17 protein-coding genes and 1 tRNA gene are annotated in these 18,877 nt (G+C 67.5%); 14 read left to right on the top strand and 4 right to left on the bottom strand.

Going from position 1 to position 18,877, the window contains the following annotated elements; all coding sequences use genetic code 11:
• Positions 1 to 50: 50 nt before the first annotated feature.
• The 3 genes from G3N64_RS15730 to dprA form a co-directional block, all read right to left on the bottom strand.
• Positions 51 to 2,660: a DNA topoisomerase III gene (locus G3N64_RS15730; protein WP_205784762.1), complete on the bottom strand. Its 2,610-nt coding sequence runs from the start codon at positions 2,658 to 2,660 to the stop codon at positions 51 to 53.
• Between the two features lie 195 nt (positions 2,661 to 2,855).
• Positions 2,856 to 3,236 carry a thioredoxin family protein gene (locus G3N64_RS15725; RefSeq protein WP_021159864.1) on the bottom strand — a complete coding sequence of 127 codons (381 nt, stop codon included), beginning with the start codon at positions 3,234 to 3,236 and terminating at the stop codon, positions 2,856 to 2,858.
• Positions 3,237 to 3,272: 36 nt separating this feature from the next.
• On the bottom strand, positions 3,273 to 4,619 hold the full coding sequence (gene dprA / locus G3N64_RS15720) for a DNA-processing protein DprA (protein WP_241020995.1): 1,347 nt from the start codon (positions 4,617 to 4,619) through the stop codon (positions 3,273 to 3,275).
• Positions 4,620 to 4,804: 185 nt separating this feature from the next.
• Between dprA and def the strand changes: the two genes are divergently transcribed.
• The 14 genes from def to G3N64_RS15650 all read left to right on the top strand — a co-directional run bounded on the left by def (position 4,805) and on the right by G3N64_RS15650 (position 17,622).
• Positions 4,805 to 5,308, top strand: a complete 504-nt coding sequence (gene def, locus G3N64_RS15715; protein WP_205784760.1) for a peptide deformylase — start codon at positions 4,805 to 4,807, stop codon at positions 5,306 to 5,308.
• 34 nt (positions 5,309 to 5,342) lie between these two features.
• Positions 5,343 to 6,326, top strand: coding sequence for a methionyl-tRNA formyltransferase (fmt, locus tag G3N64_RS15710; RefSeq protein ID WP_205784759.1), 984 nt, complete (start codon positions 5,343 to 5,345; stop codon positions 6,324 to 6,326).
• Positions 6,327 to 6,446: 120 nt separating this feature from the next.
• Positions 6,447 to 7,082 (top strand): LysE family translocator, encoded by a 636-nt coding sequence (locus tag G3N64_RS15705; RefSeq protein ID WP_205784758.1) that lies wholly within the window; start codon positions 6,447 to 6,449, stop codon positions 7,080 to 7,082.
• Positions 7,083 to 7,182: 100 nt separating this feature from the next.
• Positions 7,183 to 8,040 carry a zinc metalloprotease HtpX gene (htpX, locus tag G3N64_RS15700; RefSeq protein ID WP_205784757.1) on the top strand — a complete coding sequence of 286 codons (858 nt, stop codon included), beginning with the start codon at positions 7,183 to 7,185 and terminating at the stop codon, positions 8,038 to 8,040.
• Positions 8,041 to 8,272: 232 nt separating this feature from the next.
• Complete coding sequence (gene rsmB / locus G3N64_RS15695; RefSeq protein ID WP_205784756.1) at positions 8,273 to 9,664, top strand: 16S rRNA (cytosine(967)-C(5))-methyltransferase RsmB; 1,392 nt, start codon at positions 8,273 to 8,275, stop codon at positions 9,662 to 9,664.
• A complete protein-coding gene (locus G3N64_RS15690; RefSeq protein ID WP_205784755.1) occupies positions 9,661 to 10,251 on the top strand; it encodes a DUF4390 domain-containing protein in 591 nt (196 codons plus the stop codon). Before rsmB ends, G3N64_RS15690 begins: the two co-directional genes overlap by 4 nt.
• Positions 10,241 to 12,655, top strand: coding sequence for a sensor histidine kinase EsaS (esaS, locus tag G3N64_RS15685; protein WP_205784754.1), 2,415 nt, complete (start codon positions 10,241 to 10,243; stop codon positions 12,653 to 12,655). The genes G3N64_RS15690 and esaS overlap by 11 nt, the downstream gene beginning before the upstream one ends.
• On the top strand, positions 12,656 to 13,357 hold the full coding sequence (esaR, locus tag G3N64_RS15680) for a response regulator transcription factor EsaR (RefSeq protein WP_205784753.1): 702 nt from the start codon (positions 12,656 to 12,658) through the stop codon (positions 13,355 to 13,357). It begins immediately after the preceding gene.
• Positions 13,358 to 13,418: 61 nt separating this feature from the next.
• Positions 13,419 to 13,494: transfer RNA gene (locus G3N64_RS15675), tRNA-Phe, on the top strand.
• Between the two features lie 347 nt (positions 13,495 to 13,841).
• On the top strand, positions 13,842 to 14,576 hold the full coding sequence (gene queC, locus G3N64_RS15670; RefSeq protein WP_205784752.1) for a 7-cyano-7-deazaguanine synthase QueC: 735 nt from the start codon (positions 13,842 to 13,844) through the stop codon (positions 14,574 to 14,576).
• A gap of 75 nt (positions 14,577 to 14,651) precedes the next feature.
• Positions 14,652 to 15,284 (top strand): 7-carboxy-7-deazaguanine synthase, encoded by a 633-nt coding sequence (queE, locus tag G3N64_RS15665; RefSeq protein ID WP_021163976.1) that lies wholly within the window; start codon positions 14,652 to 14,654, stop codon positions 15,282 to 15,284.
• An 18-nt stretch (positions 15,285 to 15,302) separates the two neighbouring features.
• Positions 15,303 to 15,755 carry a 6-carboxytetrahydropterin synthase QueD gene (gene queD, locus G3N64_RS15660; RefSeq protein ID WP_011353563.1) on the top strand — a complete coding sequence of 151 codons (453 nt, stop codon included), beginning with the start codon at positions 15,303 to 15,305 and terminating at the stop codon, positions 15,753 to 15,755.
• A gap of 308 nt (positions 15,756 to 16,063) precedes the next feature.
• Positions 16,064 to 16,849 (top strand): aldolase/citrate lyase family protein, encoded by a 786-nt coding sequence (locus G3N64_RS15655; protein WP_205784751.1) that lies wholly within the window; start codon positions 16,064 to 16,066, stop codon positions 16,847 to 16,849.
• Positions 16,846 to 17,622 (top strand): tetratricopeptide repeat protein, encoded by a 777-nt coding sequence (locus tag G3N64_RS15650; protein ID WP_205784750.1) that lies wholly within the window; start codon positions 16,846 to 16,848, stop codon positions 17,620 to 17,622. The genes G3N64_RS15655 and G3N64_RS15650 overlap by 4 nt, the downstream gene beginning before the upstream one ends.
• Positions 17,623 to 17,701: 79 nt before the next feature.
• On the opposite strand, the gene rodA is transcribed toward G3N64_RS15650, so the two are convergent.
• Positions 17,702 to 18,850, bottom strand: a complete 1,149-nt coding sequence (gene rodA / locus G3N64_RS15645; protein WP_205784749.1) for a rod shape-determining protein RodA — start codon at positions 18,848 to 18,850, stop codon at positions 17,702 to 17,704.
• Between the last annotated feature and the right edge of the window lie 27 nt (positions 18,851 to 18,877).

The raw sequence follows: 18,877 nt of genomic DNA, 5'->3' as shown, positions 1-18,877 counted from the left end.
GCTGCTTGCCGGAGCCTGGCGTGGCCGGGGGAGCCCCGGCTGCCAGGCCGTTACGAGCCCGTCTTGCGTGCCGTCGTCTTGCGGGCGGCGGTCTTGGCGGCGGTCTTGCGAGCCGGTGCCGGTTTCTCTTCGGCGCCTTCCGTCACGGTTTCGGCATCCTTCGTCGCCGATTTTGCCGTCTTCTTCGCGGCGGCGGCCTTCGGCTCCTTCTTCTCGAATTCGAAGCCGATCTTGCCGTCCGGCTGCTTCACGAGGAAGGCCTTGAAGTTGCGGCCCGTGCGCGACGACTTGAAGTTCGGCAGCAGATCCGTGCGGCCGTCGGCAAGCAGCTTGCCCATCTGCTCGCGCGTGATTTCCTGCTGCAGGATCACCTTGCCCGAGCGGAAGTCGCAGGTCTTCGGGTTGGCCACCGAGTGCTCGCACACGTAGCTCATCCCGTGCTCGAACACGCGGCCCTTGCACTTCGGGCACGCGCCGACCGGCTCCTGCGCGGAGAAGTCGGGCGCCTCGCCTTCCTCGCCGCCTGAGTCCTGGCCGAAATCGAACTCGAGCTTGTAGTTCTTCGTCTCGTCGTCGAAGGACAGCTTGAGGATCGCCGAGAACGGGCGGCCCATCTTGCTGCGGAAGCCGGACAGCGGGCCGATCGTCTTCTCCCGCAGCAACTCCTCGACTTCCGCGATCTCGAACTGCCGGCTGCCCGGGATCTTCGAGATCGAGAACTCGCACTTCGTGCACGCGAAGCGGCGATAGTTTTCCTTCACCTGGCCGCCGCAGTTCGGGCACGGCGTCTCGAGCGTCGCGTAATCGCCGGGGATCGTGTCGGAATCGTATTCCTTCGCGCGCTTGACGATCTGCTGCGTCATGCGGGCGATTTCCTGCATGAACGCTTCGCGCCCGAGGTTGCCGCGCTCCATCTGCGACAGCTTGTATTCCCATTCGCCGGTGAGTTCGGGCGCGGTGAGTTCCTTCACGCCGAGCCCGCGCAGCAGCGTCATCAGCTGGAACGCCTTCGCGGTCGGGATCAGTTCGCGGCCTTCGCGCACGAGGTATTTCTCGCCGAGCAGGCCTTCGATGATCGCCGCGCGCGTGGCCGGCGTGCCGAGGCCCTTCGCGGCCATCGCCTCGCGCAGTTCGTCGTCCTCGACGAGCTTGCCGGCGCCTTCCATCGCGGACAGCAGCGTCGCTTCCGAGTAGCGGGCGGGCGGCTTCGTGACGAGCGCGACGGCGGCGATTTCGTCCGTCTTCACCTTCTCGTCCTTCTGCACCGGCACGAGGTTCGCATCCGCGCCTTCGGCGTCGCGGCCGTACACCTGCAGCCAGCCCGGCTCGACGAGCACCTTGCCTTCGGTCTTGAAGTGATGGCCGGCGACTTCGGTGATCCGCGTCGTGACGCGGAATTCGGCGGCCGGGAAGAACACGGCGAGGAAGCGCTTCACGACCATGTCGTACAGCTTCTGCTCCGGCTCGGACAGCGACTTCGGCGCCTGCAGCGTCGGGATGATTGCAAAGTGGTCGCTGATCTTCGAGTTGTCGAAGATCCGCTTGTTCGGCTTCACCCAGCCCTTGTCGAGCACCTGCTTCGCATGCGGCAGGTAGTTGTGGCTCTCCTTGAGCATCTCGAGCGTGGACTGGACCGTCGACAGATAGTCTTCCGGCAGCGCGCGCGCATCGGTACGCGGGTAGGTCAGCACCTTGTGCTTTTCATACAGCGCCTGCGCGAGGCCAAGCGTGTTCTTCGCGGAGAAGCCGAAGCGGCTGTTCGCCTCACGCTGCAGGCTGGTCAGGTCGAACAGCAGCGGCGACAGTTGCGTCGACGGCTTTGATTCCTCGGAGACCGTACCGACCTGGTCGCGGCATGCGGCGACGATCGTTTCGGCAGCCGGCAGGCTCCACAGGCGGGAGTCGCGTTTTTCCGGATCGAATTCGTCGCGCTTGAATTTCGGGTCGTACCACTTGCCTTCGTAGAAGCCGCCCGCGCACGCGAATTCGGCCTTCACTTCCCAGTAGTCGCGCGGGATGAAGCGGCGGATTTTCTCTTCGCGTTCGACGACGATCGACAACGTTGGCGTCTGAACGCGGCCGACTGTCGTCAGGAAGAAGCCGCCGCCCTTGCTGTTGAACGCGGTCATCGCGCGGGTGCCGTTGATCCCGACGAGCCAGTCGGCTTCCGAGCGGCAGCGAGCGGCGTCGGCGAGCGGCAGCATGTCCGCGTCGCTGCGCAGGTTCGCGAAGCCGTCGCGGATTGCCTGCGGCGTCATCGACTGCAGCCACAGGCGCTGGACCGGCTGCTTCGCCTTCGCGTGCTGTGCGATCAGGCGGAAAATCAGCTCGCCCTCGCGCCCAGCATCGCATGCGTTGATCAGGCGGTCGACGTCCTTGCGCTTCAACAGCTTGGTGAGCACCTTGAGACGCGATTCGCTTTTTGCGATCGGGTTCAGGTCGAAATGCGGGGGGATGACGGGTAGATGCGCGAAGCTCCATTTCCCGCGCTTGACCTCGTACTCTTCCGGGGCGGCGATTTCCAGCAGGTGGCCGACAGCGGACGAAAGGACGAAATCGTCGCTCTCGTAATACTCGTCATGCTTGGTAAAGCCGCCCAAAGCGCGTGCGATGTCGTTCGCGACAGAAGGCTTTTCCGCAATGATCAGTGCTTTGGACATGACAGGTGTGTGTTGGTAGACCGGGTTCGCCGGTTGTGGGTCCCTTTTACGACCGCTTTATAGCACACGCCGCAGCGATGGCGGATCAGCGTGCAAAAAGCGGCTCATCATAGAGGGGGGGGCGCAACGGCGGCAAGCGCCCGGCGCGGCGGGGCGCGCAAGCGCGCGCAAAACCACCGGGCCGGCTCGCGAAATTCAGGCTTCGACGGTCAGGACGTTGCGCAATTTCGGTGCGTGCGGCGCACCGGGTACTGCACTCAGATCGGACAGCATCCGCTCGACGATCGCCGCATGCGGCAGCACCGTGCCGAAGAAGCGGGCGGTGTGGGTATCTTCGATCAGGATCGTCGGGAAGTTCTCGACGTCGAGATCGTCGAGCTGGTCGGCATGCGTTTCGATGTCGATCCAGGCGAAGCAGGCGTCCGGATGCGCGTCGGCGAGCTGGTCGAAGGCCGTCCGGTAGTCGCGGCACGTGCCGCACCACTCGGCGCACAGGCAGGCGACGAGCAACGTGCCGGGATCGGCGAGGCGCTCGGCGATCCGATCCGCATCGGTGTCGAGATTCAGCGCGGGCATGGATTTCCTTGGGTATCGTCGGCGGCTTGGCCGCCCCTATGCGGGGGAATGTAGCACGCCGTGCACGGGCGGGGTGCGCGCTGCGTCAAGCCGCGCGAAGCGTCCGCCGGGGAGGCTGGCGACGCGGCCGGCCAGTTCCAGCGCAAGCAGCGCGCGATGCAGCACGTCGTCGGGCAGGCCGCTGTGGTCGGCGAGCCATTCGTACGTGACGGGGCCGTATCCCAATGCGGCAAGCACGGCCTGTTCGGACGGGTTGCCGGGCAGCGGTGGCGCCGACGACGGTGCTTCGACAGGGGCGGGCGTGACGGCCGGAGCGGCGTCACCCGTTTGTGTGGCGCCAGCGGCGGCGTGCTGAATGGCGGCCTCGGTTTCGTGGTTGTCGCCCGGGTTTGCGCCCGGATGCCCGGCGCGCGCCGCACCGCCCGCGACGCCGGTATTCGGTTCGCCCAGCCCGTATTCCTCGAGCACGTCGAGCGGCGCCGCCGTCAGCTTCGCGCCGTCGCGAATCAGTGCGTGGCAGCCCTGCGCGAGCGGCGCGTGGATCGAGCCCGGCACCGCGAACACATCGCGCCCCAGTTCGTTCGCGAGCCGCGCGGTGATCAGCGATCCGGAGCGCGGCGCGGCCTCGACGACGAGCGCGCCGATCGCGAGCGCGGCGATCAGACGGTTGCGCTGCGGGAAGTGCGCGGCGCGGGCCGGCGTGCCGAGCGGCCATTCCGACACGATCGCGCCGTGTGCGGCGATCTCGTGGGCGAGCGCGCGGTGCCGCGCCGGATAGACGAGATCGGCGCCCGTCGCGATCACCGCGACCGTGCCCGACCGGCCGTCAAGCCCGCCGCGATGCGCGGCGCCGTCGATCCCGAGCGCGAGGCCCGATACGATCGGAAGCCCGGCATCGGATAGCTCGCGTGCGAAGCGCGTCGCGTCGGCGAGCCCCTGCGGCGTTGCGTGACGGCTGCCGACCACGGCCAGCGAGCGCGCGTGCAGCAAGTCGAGCCGGCCCTTTACATATAGCAGCGGCGGCGGATCGTGCAGGTCGCGCAGCCGCGGCGGGTAGGCTGGATCGTTGAGCGTGACGAGCAAATTGCCCGGCGCGTCGAGCCACGCGAGCGCGGCGTCGGTGCGCGCGTCGAGATCGCCGCGCTCGCTCGCGCGTACGGCCTGGGCGGCGGCGGGGCTGGCGGTGGCGGCGATGGCCTGGTCGGACGCGCGCAGCAGCGCGGCCGGCGAGCCGAATGCATCGAGCAGTGCCTGCAGCACGGCGGGGGCGAGGCCTGGCGCATGTGCGAGCTGCAGCCACGCGCGCACCGCGGAGGTGGTCAGCGCTTGCGGCGACATGAGGCGCCCCTCGAATGCGGTGGCCAGCGAACCGCGTGGCGCCATGATAAAATTTTCATCATCCGAAATACTAGACAGGGCCGTGCGCACAGGCGCCCGGCCAATTGCAGGAGGCATGATCCGCGGCATTGATTCGCCGCGCGTCTGCCTCATCTTCATTGCATCCCGGCGGCAGCGCCAGCCGGCCGGATGGCCGATGCGGCCCGCCGCTCCACCGAATACCGAACGCCATGGCTTTACTCAATATTCTTCATTACCCCGACAAGCGGCTGCACAAGGTCGCGAAGCCCGTCGACAAGGTCGACGACCGGATCCGCAAGCTCGTCGCCGACATGGCCGAGACCATGTACGCGGCCCCCGGCATCGGCCTGGCGGCCACGCAGGTCGACGTGCACGAGCGCGTGATCGTGATCGACGTCTCCGAGGAGAAGAACGAGCTGCGCGCGTTCATCAACCCCGAGATCGTGTGGTCGAGCGACGCGAAGCAGATCTATGAAGAGGGCTGCCTGTCGGTGCCCGGCATCTACGACGAAGTCGAGCGCCCGGACCACGTGCGCGTGCGCGCGCTCAACGAGCAGGGCGAGCCGTTCGAGCTCGACTGCGAGGGTCTGCTGGCCGTGTGCGTCCAGCACGAGATGGATCACCTGATGGGGCGCGTGTTCGTCGAATACCTGTCGCCGCTCAAGCAGACGCGCATCAAGACGAAGATGAAGAAACTCGAACGCGCGATGTGACGCGCGTTCGCCCTGCCCGACCCCGAACGCTGTCATGACCCATACGTTGCGCGTAGTTTTTGCCGGCACGCCGGAATTTGCCGCGGCGGCCCTCGCCGCGATCCACGAGGCCGGTTTTCCGGTGCCGCTCGTACTCACCCAGCCCGATCGCCCTGCCGGGCGCGGGATGAAGCTGCAGGCGAGCGCGGTGAAGCGCTACGCGGTCGAGCACGGGATGCCCGTCGCGCAGCCGCCGTCGCTGCGCCGCGCGGGCAAGTACCCGGCCGAGGCGGCCGACGCGATCGAGCTGCTGCGCTCGACCCCGCATGACGTGATGGTGGTCGCCGCATACGGTTTGCTGCTGCCGCAGGAAGTGCTCGACATTCCGCGTGACGGCTGCATCAACATCCATGCATCGCTGTTGCCGCGCTGGCGCGGCGCCGCGCCGATCCACCGCGCGATCGAGGCCGGCGATGCCGAGACGGGCGTCACGCTGATGCAGATGGACATCGGCCTCGATACCGGCGCGATGATCGAGGCGGCGCGCGTCGCGATCGCGCCTGACGAGACGACCACGACGCTGCACGACCGGCTCGCGGCCGAAGGCGCGCGACTGATCGTCGATGCGCTCGTGCAGCTCGAGCGCGATGGCGTGCTGCCGGCGACGCCGCAACCGGCCGACGGCGTGACCTATGCGGAAAAGATCGGCAAGCACGAAGCGGTGCTCGACTGGCGCAAGCCCGCCGACGTGCTCGCGCGCCAGGTGCGTGCGTTCGATCCGTTCCCCGGCGGCGTCGCGACGCTCGACGGCGCGGCGATCAAGCTGTGGGCGGCCGAGCCCGTGGCGGCGCGCGGCGACGCGGCGCCCGGCACGATCGTCGAAGCCGCGCCGGAAGGCGTGGTCGTTGCATGCGGCAGCGGTGCGCTGCGCGTCACGCAGTTGCAGAAGCCGGGCGGCAAGCGGCTACCCGCCCGCGAATTCCTGGCCGGCTCGCCGCTTGCCGCGGGCCAGCGTTTTGCGCTGACTGACGTTGCCTGACGCGGCCTGACCGTCATTCGACACGGCCTGCCGGGCGTGCGCAATCGGCCGGATGGCCGAGTCGCGCGGCGCGGCAGGCGCGCGTAGAATTTCCTTGCGCTCTCCGGTTTCGAGGTTTTCATGTTCGGCATCACCCATTTCGGCTTCTTCGTGCTGGCAGTCTTCCTGCTGAACGTCACGCCCGGCCCCGATACGGCCTATATCGTGGGCCGTAGCGTCGCGCAGGGCCGCGGCGCGGGGCTGATGTCGGCGCTCGGCATTTCGGCCGGCTGCTGCGTTCACGCGCTCGCATGCGCATTCGGCCTGACCGCGCTGCTCGCGGCGTCGGCGGCCGCATTCACGGTGATCAAGCTGGTCGGCGCGGCCTACCTGATCTACCTCGGTGTGCGGATGATCATCGCGAAGCAGGCGGCCGAGCCGTCGGGCACGGCGGCCACGCAAGGCGCGAAGCCGCTGCGCCAGCTGTTCATGCAAGGTTTCTGGACCAACGTGCTGAACCCGAAGGTCGTGCTGTTCTTCGTGTCGTTCTTCCCGCAGTTCGTATCGGCCGACAGCCCGCACAAGGCATGGGCGTTCCTGACCCTCGGCGGCGTGTTCGTCGCGATGAGCACGGTGTGGACCAGCCTCGTCGCCTGGGTCGCGGGCAGTGTCACGGCGCGCTTTTCCGGCAAGCCGGGCGTCAAGAAGTGGCTGGACCGCACGGTCGGCAGCGCTTTCGTCGGCCTCGGCCTTCGTCTTGCAACATCGCAGCGCTGAGATTGAATTTTTCCGGCAAGACCTTATCTAACAAATCGCTTACAATTTTCCGCCGCGTCCTGTGATGCGCGGCGGGTCCCCTGACGGATAAGGAGTGGGTATGTTCAATTGGGTCAAAACGGCGATGCTGATGGCCGCGATCACGGCCCTGTTCATCGTGATCGGCGGGATGATCGGCGGCTCGCGGGGCATGACGATCGCGCTGCTGTTCGCGCTCGGCATGAATTTCTTCTCTTACTGGTTCTCCGACAAGATGGTGCTGCGCATGTACAACGCGCAGGAAGTCGACGAGAACACGGCGCCGCAGTTCTACCGGATGGTGCGCGAGCTGGCCACGCGCGCGAACCTGCCGATGCCGCGCGTCTACCTGATCAACGAGGATGCGCCGAACGCGTTCGCGACGGGCCGCAACCCCGAGCATGCGGCGGTCGCCGCGACGACGGGCATCCTGCGCGTGCTGTCGGAGCGCGAGATGCGCGGCGTGATGGCGCACGAGCTCGCACACGTGAAGCACCGCGACATCCTGATCTCGACGATCACCGCGACGATGGCGGGCGCGATCTCGGCGCTCGCGAACTTCGCGATGTTCTTCGGCGGGCGCGACGAGAACGGCCGGCCGGCCAACCCGATCGCGGGTATCGCGGTCGCGCTGCTCGCGCCGATCGCCGGCGCGCTGATCCAGATGGCGATTTCGCGGGCACGCGAGTTCGAGGCCGATCGCGGCGGCGCGCAGATTTCCGGCGATCCGCAGTCGCTCGCGACTGCGCTCGACAAGATTCATCGCTATGCGGCGGGTATCCCGTTCCAGGCGGCCGAGCAGCATCCGGCCACCGCGCAGATGATGATCATGAACCCGCTGCACGGCGGTGGCCTGCAGAACCTGTTCTCGACGCACCCGGCCACCGAGGAGCGCATCGCGCGCCTGATGGAGATGGCGCGTACCGGCCGCTTCGACTAAGCCACGGCACGCCGCGCGGCAGTTGCCGCGCGGGGCTGCCATGCCACCCCGCACGCTTCGCGCTGCGGGGTGTTTCATTTGTGCGTGCCGTAAAGGGGCCAAAGGGGCTGCAGCGTCGCACGCTACAATGCCCGGTTTGGGACCGCAGGGCCACGCAGGCGCCGCGATCCCGCCGTTTGCCGTATTGGTTTGCCTTGCCTGTTTGCCGCGCTTGTTTGCCGAATTTGCTCCGATGACACGAACCCGTTCTACCGCTCCGACTTCTTCCGGCCGCCCGGCGCACCTGTCCGCGCTGCATCTCGCGCCCGATTCGCTCGGCTTCGCACTCGACGCGGCCGGGCAGGCGGTCGATGCAGTGCGACGCGGCACCGCGCTGCCGGCGGCACTCTCGGCGGTATTCGCGCAGATGGCGTCCGGTACGCAGGCACTCGCGCGCGGGGCGACGCAGGACGTCGCGTACCGGACGATGCGCCGCCTCGGCAGTGCGGACTGGCTGATCGGCCGGCTCGTCAGCAAGGCGCCGCCCGCGCACGTGCACGCGGTACTTGCCGGTGCGCTCGCGCTGCTGCTCGACCCGGCGGACGCCGCCGCGTATCCGGCGTTCACGGTGGTCGACCAGGCCGTGACCGTGATCGGCGCCCGCCGCGAATGCGCGTTCGCGAAGGGGATGGTCAACGCGGTGCTGCGCCGTTTCCTGCGCGAGCGCGACGCGCTCGGCGCGGCGCTGCAGGACGACGTCGTCGCGCGCTGGAACTACCGCGCGTGGTGGGTCGATTCGATGAAGCGCGCATGGCCCGACGCCTGGCAGGCGATCCTCGCGGCCGGCGAGCGCCAGGGGCCGCTGACGCTGCGCGTGAATGCGCGCCGCGCGAGCGTCGACGCGTATCTCGATACGCTGCGGGCGAGCGGCATCGAAGCGACCGCGATCGGCCGGCATGCTGTGCGGCTCGCGTCGGCACTGCCGGTCGACCGTATTCCGGGGTTTGCCGACGGCGTCGTGTCGGTGCAGGACGCCGGCGCGCAGCTCGCAGCCGAATGGCTTGGCGCGCGCGACGGCATGCGCGTGCTCGATGCGTGCGCGGCGCCCGGCGGCAAGACCGGCCATATTCTCGAACTCGCCGATGCGGAGGTCGTCGCGCTCGAAAGCGACGCCGCGCGCGCGGCACGGATCGGCGAGAACCTCGTGCGGCTGTCGCTCGAAGCGGACGTGCGCGTCGGCGATGCGGGCGCACCCGACGCGTGGTACGACGGGCGCCCGTTCGACCGCATCCTCGCCGACGTGCCGTGTTCGGCGTCCGGCATCGTGCGTCGGCACCCTGACATTCGCTGGCTGCGCCGCGAGGCCGACATTCCGGCGCTCGTCGCGGAACAGCGCCGCATCCTGTCGGCGTTGTGGCCGCTCGTGAAGCCGGGCGGCGAGCTGCTTTACGTGACCTGTTCGGTCTTCCCCGAAGAAGGCGAATTGCAGGCCCGCTGGTTTGAAGCGGCCTGTGAAGATGCGGTACGATTGGACGCCCCCGGCCAGCTGCTGCCGGGCGGCGTGCAGGGAGGGGCGGCCGCCGGCGCGCTCGACCAGAACACCGATCACGACGGATTTTTCTACGCGCGGTTTCAGAAACGGTGACGATCAAACACCTTTTTCCACTTCGGCTCGCGGCCGTCCTGATGGTCGCGTTGATGCTGTGCCTGGCTGTCGTCCGGCCGGCGCATGCCGAGTCGATCGCCGTACAGCGCGCGTCGCTCCAGGCCGACGGAAGTGGCTGGGCCCTCGATGCCCGCTTCGATTTCGAACTGAATCCGAGCCTCGAGGACGCCGTCAACAAAGGCATTCCGCTTTATTTCACGACCGACTTCGAGTTGAGCCGTGCGCGCTGGTACTGGTTCGACGAGCAGCCGGTGGCGGTGACGCAGACGATCCGCCTGTCGTTTCAGCCGCTCACGCGCGAGTATCGCGTGTCGACGGGCGGCCTGCAGCTCGGTTTCCCGTCGCTGAAGGACGCGCTCGCGGTCGTCAGGCACATCACGTCGTGGCACGTGATCGACCGCAACCAGGTGCGTTCGGGTGAAACCTACATGGCATCGGTGCGGATGCAGCTCGACACGGCGCTGATGCCGAAGCCGTTCCAGGTCGATGCCGTGAACAACCGCGACTGGACGCTCGGGTCGGACTGGAAGCGCTTCAACTTCACGGTGAGCGAACGTGCTAAATAAAGTGCGCCGCGCGGCCAGCGGGAAGAGCCTCCTCATTCGCGTGATCGTCTCGACCGTCGCGCTCACTGCGCTGCTGCTGCTCGTGCTGCTCGCGGCGGCGAGCGCGAACACCGAATTCTTCGATCGCTACTACTCGTGGCTGTACGCGACGAACATCGTCGTCGCGCTCGTGTTCCTGCTGGTGGTGCTCGGGCTCATCGGGATGATCGTCGTGCGCCTGAGGAAGGGCAAGTTCGGCACGCGGCTGCTCGCGAAGCTCGCGGTGTTCTTCGCGCTCGTCGGCGTGGTGCCGGGCGGGATCATCTACATCGTGTCGTACCAGTTCGTGTCGCGCAGCATCGAGTCGTGGTTCGACGTGAACGTCGAGACGGCGCTGACGGCCGGCCTGAACCTCGGCCGCGGGATGCTCGATGCTTCGCTGTCCGATCTGCAGACGAAGGCGCGGCTGATGTCCGACCAGCTCGCGAGCGTCGATGCGAACACCAACGGCACGACACTCACGCTGCTGCGGCTGCGCGACCAGTTCGGCGTGCAGGACGCGACGATCGTCGAGCCGAGCCGTGGCGGCTCGGGTGCGGCGCCCGACCTGCACATCGTCGCGCAGGCGTCGGGCAATTTCGCGGCGCTGATTCCGGACGACCTGCCGACCCCGCTGATGCTGAACCAGGCGCGCGAACACGGCGCGTACGCGGCGATCGAGGGCGAAGTCGACGGCGACCCGCGCGCGCACGGCGCGAAGGGTGCGCTGCGCTTGCGCGTCGTGCGGCCGATCCCCGATGCAACGACGTCGCTGCTGCAGCCGGCGGAGCGCTTCCTGCAGCTCACGCAGCCGGTGCCGCCCACCCTTGCCCACAACGCGGACGCCGTGCAGCGTGCGTATCGCGAGTACCAGGAAAAGTCGCTCGGCCGCACGGGGCTGCGCAAGATGTATATCGGCACGCTGACGCTCGCGCTGTTCCTCGCGACCTTCATTGCGATGATGCTCGCGCTTGCGCTCGGCCAGCAGCTCGCGCGGCCGCTGTTCCTGCTCGCGCAGGGCACGAAGGAAGTCACGGAAGGCGACTACACGCCGAAGCGCGAGATCAAGACGCGCGACGAGCTCGGCTTCCTCACGCAGTCGTTCAATGCGATGACGCGCCAGTTGTCCGAGGCGCGGCTCGCGGTCGAGAAGAACCGCGTCGCGCTCGAGCATTCGAAGACGTATCTCGAGAGCATCCTCGCGAACCTGACGGCCGGCGTGTTCGTGCTCGACCGCCAGTTCCGGCTGACGACGGCCAATCGCGGCGCCGAGCGGATCTTCCGGCAGCCGTTCAACGCGCTGATCGGCACGACGCTCGACCGGATCGGCGTGGCGGCCGGGTTCGGTGCGATGGTGCGCAAGGCGTTCGCCGATCGCGAGGCGGCATCCGACGGCGGCAGCGGCGATCGCGGCCACTGGCAGCAGCAGTTCGCGATCGAGGTGCCGGGCGAAACCGATCCGTTGACTTTGCTCGTGCGCGGCACGCGCCTCGTGTCGACGGTCGAGGGGCAGGCCGACGATCCGCAGACGTCCGGTTACGTCGTCGTGTTCGACGATATCTCCGACGTGATTTCCGCGCAGCGATCGGTCGCGTGGGGCGAGGTCGCGCGCCGGCTCGCGCACGAGATCAAGAATCCGCTGACGCCGATTCAGCTGTCGGCGGAGCGGCTTCAGATGAAGCTGTCCGACAAGCTCGCGGCGTCCGACGCCGATGTGCTCAAGCGCGGCGCGACGATGATCGTCAACCAGGTGGCCGCGATGAAGCGGATGGTCGACGATTTCCGCGAATACGCGCGCACGCCGCCGGCGGTGCTCGCGAACCTGCAGTTGAACGAACTGGCGAGCGAGGTGCTCGGGCTGTACGGTGTGGGCGAAGGCAAGAGCCCGATCGTCGCCGAGCTCGCGCCGTCGCTGCCGGTGATACGCGGCGACGCGACGCAATTGCGCCAGGTGATTCACAACCTGCTGCAGAATGCGCAGGATTCGGTCGCGGAGTCGGCGCATCCGCGTGTGTTGATCGAAACCAAGACAGTAGAATATGGCGATCCCGACGCCGAGGGCAAAACGCGCGTCGCGGTACGTCTTACCGTGTCCGACAACGGGCCCGGTTTTCCGGCGCGCATCCTGACCCGTGCGTTCGAGCCTTATGTGACGACGAAGGCGAAGGGCACGGGGCTGGGGTTGGCCACGGTCAAGAAAATCGTCGATGAGCACGGTGCGCGGATCGATCTGCGCAATCGCATGCACGGCGAGACCGTCGAGGGTGCGCAGGTGTCGATCCTGTTCCTGCAGATGGCGAGCGATGCGCCAGGCGCCGAATCGGGCGTGCAGGACGGGACGGCCCCCGCCAAGACAAAAGCAAGTGAGCAGACAAAGGCAGCGTAAATGGCAACCATCCTGGTGGTAGATGATGAAATGGGCATCCGGGAATTGCTCTCGGAGATCCTCAGCGATGAAGGACATGTCGTCGAGGCGGCGGAGAACGCGCAGGCCGCGCGGGAATACCGGTTGAATCAGGCGCCCGATCTCGTGCTGCTCGATATCTGGATGCCCGATACCGACGGCGTGACGTTGCTCAAGGAGTGGGCGGCGCAGGGGCTGCTGACGATGCCCGTGATCATGATGTCCGGGCACGCGACGATCGATACGGCCGTCGAGGCGACGAAGATCGGCGCGCTCGATTTCCTCGAGAAGCCCATCGCGCTGCAGAAGCTGCTGAAGTCCGTCGAGCACGGTCTCGCACGCGGCGCAGCGCCGGTGTCCGCGAACGCGGCGGCGAAGGCCGGTGCAGGGCCGGCGGCGGGGCCCGCGGCGGTTGCGTCCGCGGCCGCGCTGCCGACGCTCGGCGACGACATGGCTTCGGCACTCGGCCTCTCGGGGCAGACGGCCGCGATCCCATTCGACATCCCGTTGCGCGAAGCGCGCGATGCGTTCGAGCGCGCGTACTTCGAATATCACCTCGCGCGCGAAAACGGCAGCATGACGCGCGTCGCGGAGAAGACGGGCCTCGAACGGACGCACCTGTATCGCAAGCTCAAGCAGCTCGGTGTCGAGCTCGGCAAGAAGCCGTCCGAAGGCGCCGTATAAAATATTTCGCGAAAACACTTGATCAAGTAACGAAGGGTGGATATACTTTCTCTTCTTCGTTGGCCCGGTAGCTCAGTTGGTAGAGCAGCGGATTGAAAATCCGCGTGTCGATGGTTCGATTCCGTCCCAGGCCACCAGAATTAAAACCCCAAGAATCGGAAGGTTCTTGGGGTTTTTCGTTTGTGGTGAGGTTTGCGTCATGGGCGCGTGCCCGGCAGCATTCGTGAGGGCATGATAAAATCCGTGTCCGCTCAATGACTTAGCGCATCGCTTCATGCGCACGGCAGGCTGCCAGCGTGGCGCCGCCGTGGCGCGCGGCAACGATGCCGCGCGATGGGCGGTATAAGCGCTCCGCCGCGTTCGCGGCCGATTGCGCTGCCTATACTGGTCGAGCCGGCCCAGGCCGGCACGCGTCGGGCCGCCCGGCGGCAGCCGGCCCCGGGGCGCAGCGCGACGCGAGCCTACACATTCACGGAGTTTCACGGTGATTCGGACAGACGCTAAAGACGGCGCGCTCGTGTTGTTTTCCGGCGGGCAGGACTCGGCCACATGCGTGGCGTGGGCCCTCGAACGCTACCAGACGGTCGAGACGCTCGGCTTCGATTACGGCCAGCGCCATCGCGTCGAGCTCGAATGCCGCGAAGGCGTGCGCGAAGCGCTGAAGCGCGAGTTTCCCGCATGGTCGGAGCGGCTCGGCGACGATCACATGGTCGACCTGTCGGTGCTCGGTGCGATCAGCGATACCGCGATGACGCGCACGATCGAGATCGAGACGGCGGCGAACGGCCTGCCGAACACGTTCGTGCCGGGCCGCAACCTGATGTTCATGACGATCGCCGCGGCGATCGCCTATCGCCGCGGGCTGCGCGTGCTGGTCGGCGGGATGTGCGAGACGGATTTCTCGGGCTATCCCGATTGCCGCGACGACACGATGAAGGCGCTGCAGGTCGCGCTGAACCTCGGAATGGACACGCGTTTCGTGCTCGAGACGCCGCTGATGTGGCTCGACAAGGCGCAGACCTGGCAACTCGCCGAACAGCTCGGCGGCGAAGCGCTTGTCGAACTGATCCGCGTCGAGACGCACACGTGCTACGTGGGCGAGCGCGCTGAACTGCACGACTGGGGCTTCGGCTGCGGCGAATGCCCGGCCTGCAAGCTGCGCAAGCGCGGCTACGAGGCTTACCTGAAGGGCGAGCGGGTGACCGAAGCGCCGCTGTGACGCGGGTGCGCCGGCAGCGCTGGATGGATAACGGATTCTGATCGACAACGAGCGGCACGAGCCGGACGAAGGACGATGACTTACGCGGTCAAGGAAATTTTCTACACGTTGCAGGGCGAGGGCGCGAATGCGGGCCGGCCGGCCGTGTTCTGCCGGTTCGCCGGCTGCAACCTGTGGTCGGGCCGCGAAGAGGATCGTGCGGAGGCCGTGTGCCGCTTCTGCGATACGGACTTCGTCGGCACCGACGGCGAGAACGGCGGCAAGTTCAAGGATGCCGAAGCGCTCGTCGCGACGATTGCCGGCCTGTGGCCGGAGGGCGAGGCGCACCGCTTCGTCGTCTGTACGGGCGGCGAGCCGATGCTGCAGCTCGACCAGCCGCTCGTCGACGCATTGCACGCGGCCGGCTTCGAGATCGCGATCGAGACCAACGGCTCGCTGCCGGTGCTCGAATCGATCGACTGGATCTGCGTGAGCCCGAAGGCCGATGCGCCGCTCGTCGTCACGAAGGGCAACGAGCTGAAGGTCGTGATCCCGCAGGACAACCAGCGGCTGGCCGACTACGCGAAGCTCGACTTCGAGTACTTCCTCGTCCAGCCGATGGACGGCCCGTCGCGCGACCTCAATACGAAGCTCGCGATCGACTGGTGCAAGCGTCATCCGCAGTGGCGGCTGTCGATGCAGACCCACAAATATCTGAACATTCCCTGAGCCACGGCTTTTGACATCGTGCTGATTACCCGAAAACTCGAATTCGACGCGGGCCACCGCATTCCCGATCACCGCAGCCAGTGCCGGAACCTGCATGGCCATCGCTACGTGCTCGAAGTCACGCTGCGCGGCGATCTCGTCGATACCGAGGGGGCGCCCGACCGCGGCATGGTGATGGATTTCGCCGACGTGAAGGCGCTCGCGATGGAGCACCTGGTCGGCAAGTGGGACCACGCATTCCTGGTCTACGCGCGCGACGACGTCGTGCGCTCGTTCCTCGAGCAGATGGCCGACCACAAGACCGTCGTGATCGACCGGATCCCGACCGTCGAGAACCTCGCGGCGATTGCGTTCGACATCCTCGCGAACGTGTACGACGCACACTACGGCGTGAACCTGCGGCTCGAGCGCGTGCGCCTGTACGAAACGCCGAACTGCTGGGCCGACGTCGAGCGCCAGCCCGGCCGCTGATCCCGCCTTCCCGGCAGCCCCGCCAGCCGGCGCGGGCTGCCTGACGCCGCACCTCGCGGCTTCGTTCCGCCGCGCTCCCCGTCCGTTCCCACATTCCGCGTAACGCCGCGCTATGATCGTTGCGTGGCGCCGAAAAACGCAGCCGTGCGCCATTGCGCGGCCGGCGCTGCCAGATCGGCCGCCCACGGCCGACCAACGTTCCAGGGCCCGGTCCTGGCGCCGCCGTGCTTCGCTGCCCGGCGTGTCGCGCCCCGCTTTGCCCGTTGCTTGTCCCGTTCGATTGCCGTTCCGTCCAGGAGGCCGTATCGATGAGCACGCTCACCAATTCCCTCAAACAACGCCTGCGCGACGGCGACGATCCGCTGTACGGCCTGTGGCTGTCGCTCGGCAGCGACTCGGCTGCGGAAGCGCTCGCGCATGCCGGCTACGACTGGCTCTGCATCGACATGGAGCACGCGCCGAACGACAGTCGCGATGTTGCATCGCAGCTGCGCGCGATTGCCGCCGCCCATCTGCCGAGCGAACCCGTCGTGCGCGTGCCGGCGCGCGAGCCGTGGCTCGTGAAGCGTGCGCTCGATGCGGGCGCACGCACGCTGATGTTCCCGTGCATCGAGACGCTCGACGACGCCGCGCACGCGGTGCGGCTGACGCGCTATCCGTCGCCCGAATCGCCCGACGGGCTGCGCGGCGTCGCGGGCATGGTGCGCGCGGCAGCGTTCGGGATGCGCCGCGATTACGTGCAGACGGCGAACGCGCAGGTCGCGGTGATCGTGCAGATCGAATCGGCGCGCGGCGTCGACGAAGTCGAGCGGATCGCGGCGCTGCCCGGCGTCGACTGCCTGTTCGTCGGCCCGGCCGATCTCGCGGCGAGCCTCGGGCATCTCGGCGACGTCCGCCACCCGGACGTCGAAACCGCGATGGCGCGCGTGCTCGCGGCCGGCAGGCAGGCCGGCGTCGCGGTCGGGATCTTCGCGGGCGATACGGCGGCCGCGCGCCAGTATCGCGAGGCCGGCTACCGGATGATCACGCTGTCGGCCGACGTCAGCTGGCTGTTGCGTGCGACGCGGCAGGCGCTGCAGGAGGTGAGATCATGAACGGTGGCGACGGCGCGTGCCGCGGGCGCGCGCAGGGCGGGATCGGGGTGCGCGGGCGGATCGGCGCGATGCTCGGCCTGTGGGTCGTGTGTATCGCGGCCGCCGCGCAGGGCGCGCCGCAAGCGAAACCCGATCCGTCGCGCGAGACGCAATCGGCGGTCGCCGACTACAACGCCGGCGACTATCGCGCGGCGCTGGTGCAGTTCCATGACGCGGCCGAGCGCGGCGATCGTCTCGCGCAATTCAACTACGCGATGATGCTGCTGACGGGCGAAGGCGTGACGGCGAACGTCGACGAAGGGCTGCGCTGGCTGAAGCGCGCGGCCGACGCGAACATGTCGCACGCGCAGTACGTGTACGGCCGGATGCTCGACGACGGCGAGTTCGTCGCGCGCAATCCGGCCGAAGCGCATCGCTGGTTCCTGCGGGCGGCCAGGCAGGGGCATGTACAGGCCGAGCTGTCGCTTGCGAACCAGTTCCTCGACGGGCGCGGCACGCCGCGCGACAACCGGCAGGCGTTCACGTGGTACAAGCAGGCCGCCGACGCGGGCGAGCCGACCGCGCAGTACGTGACCGCGTCGTTCTACGAGCGCGGCGGCGACGGCGTCGCACAGAACCTGAACATCGCGCGGGCGTATTACGCGGCGGCGGCCGCGCAGGGCGACGAGACGGCCGGGCTGAAATTCAAGGAACTGAGCGCGCGGCTGAAGGCGCAGGGGCCGGCATCGGGCGCCGGTGCCGAACCGGGCGGGCCGCACGCGCCGGCGCAGTGAGCGGGACCGCGTTCGGCATGAGCAGTCGAAAAAAACGGCGCCGAGGCGCCGTTTTCTTTGTGCGATGCATGTCGCGCGGTCAGCTCTTCATCAGCCGCCGCTGCCGCCCGACGCTCATGATCATCCCGATCGCGATGCCGAGCGTCGTGAGCGCGGTGCCGCCATAACTCATGAACGGCAGCGGCACGCCGACGACCGGCAGCACGCCGCTCACCATCCCGATGTTGACGAACGCATAGACGAAGAACGCGAGCGTGAGCGAGCCCGCGAGCAGGCGGCCGAACAGCGTCGCGCCCTGCGCGGCGATATAGAGCCCGCGTGCGATCAGCGCCATGTACAGCGTCAACAGCACGAGCCCGCCGACGAGCCCCCATTCCTCGGAGAACACCGCGAAGATGAAGTCGGTGTGCTTCTCCGGAATGAATTCGAGGTGCGCCTGCGTGCCTTTCAGGTAACCCTTGCCGAGCACGCCGCCCGAGCCGATCGCGATCACGGCCTGGATCGTGTGGAAGCCCTTGCCGAGCGGGTCGGAGGTCGGGTCGAGCAGCGTACACACGCGGTGCTTCTGGTAATCGTGCATCAGCGGCCACTGTACTTCGGGCTGACAGATGCGCTCTTCGAACACGGCGATCGAGCCGACCGCGATCACGCCCGCGACGAGCACCGGCACGATCAGCTTGAACGACAGGCCGGCGAGGTAGATCACGAAGAAGCCGGCTGCGAACACGAGCAGGCCGGTGCCGAGGTCGGGCTGCTTCGCGATCAGCCCGACCGGCACCAGCAGGATCCCGAACGCGGCGATGAAGTCGTACCAGCGCAGCCCGCCTTCACGGCGCTGGTAGTACCACGCGAGCATCAGCGGTGTCGCGATCTTGAGGATTTCCGACGGCTGGATCACGACGCCGACGTTCAGCCAGCGCTTCGCGCCCTTCTTGGTCATCCCGAACAGCGCGACCGCGACCAATAGCGTGACCCCGAACGTGTAGAGCGGGACCGCGAAGCGCATCAGCGTCGTTGGCGGGATGTTGGCGATCACCCACATCAGCACGAACGTCAGCAGGATGTTGCGCAGCTGGTCCTCGACGCGGCCCGGCATGTCGATCGATGCGCTGTACAGCGTGACGATGCCGACGCACAGCAGCAGGAACACGATGAGGGCGAGCGGGCGGTCGAAGCCCGCGAACATCTGCTTGATCTTGTCGAGCCAGGCGCGCTTGTCGAATTGCATGCCTTTCTCCGTTAATGAGCGGTGCCG

The organism is Burkholderia sp. Ac-20344 (genome assembly GCF_017104975.1).
Lineage (GTDB): Bacteria > Pseudomonadota > Gammaproteobacteria > Burkholderiales > Burkholderiaceae > Burkholderia.
Note: the sequence above shows the minus strand (reverse complement) of the source record. Positions and strands in the feature narration are given on the sequence as shown.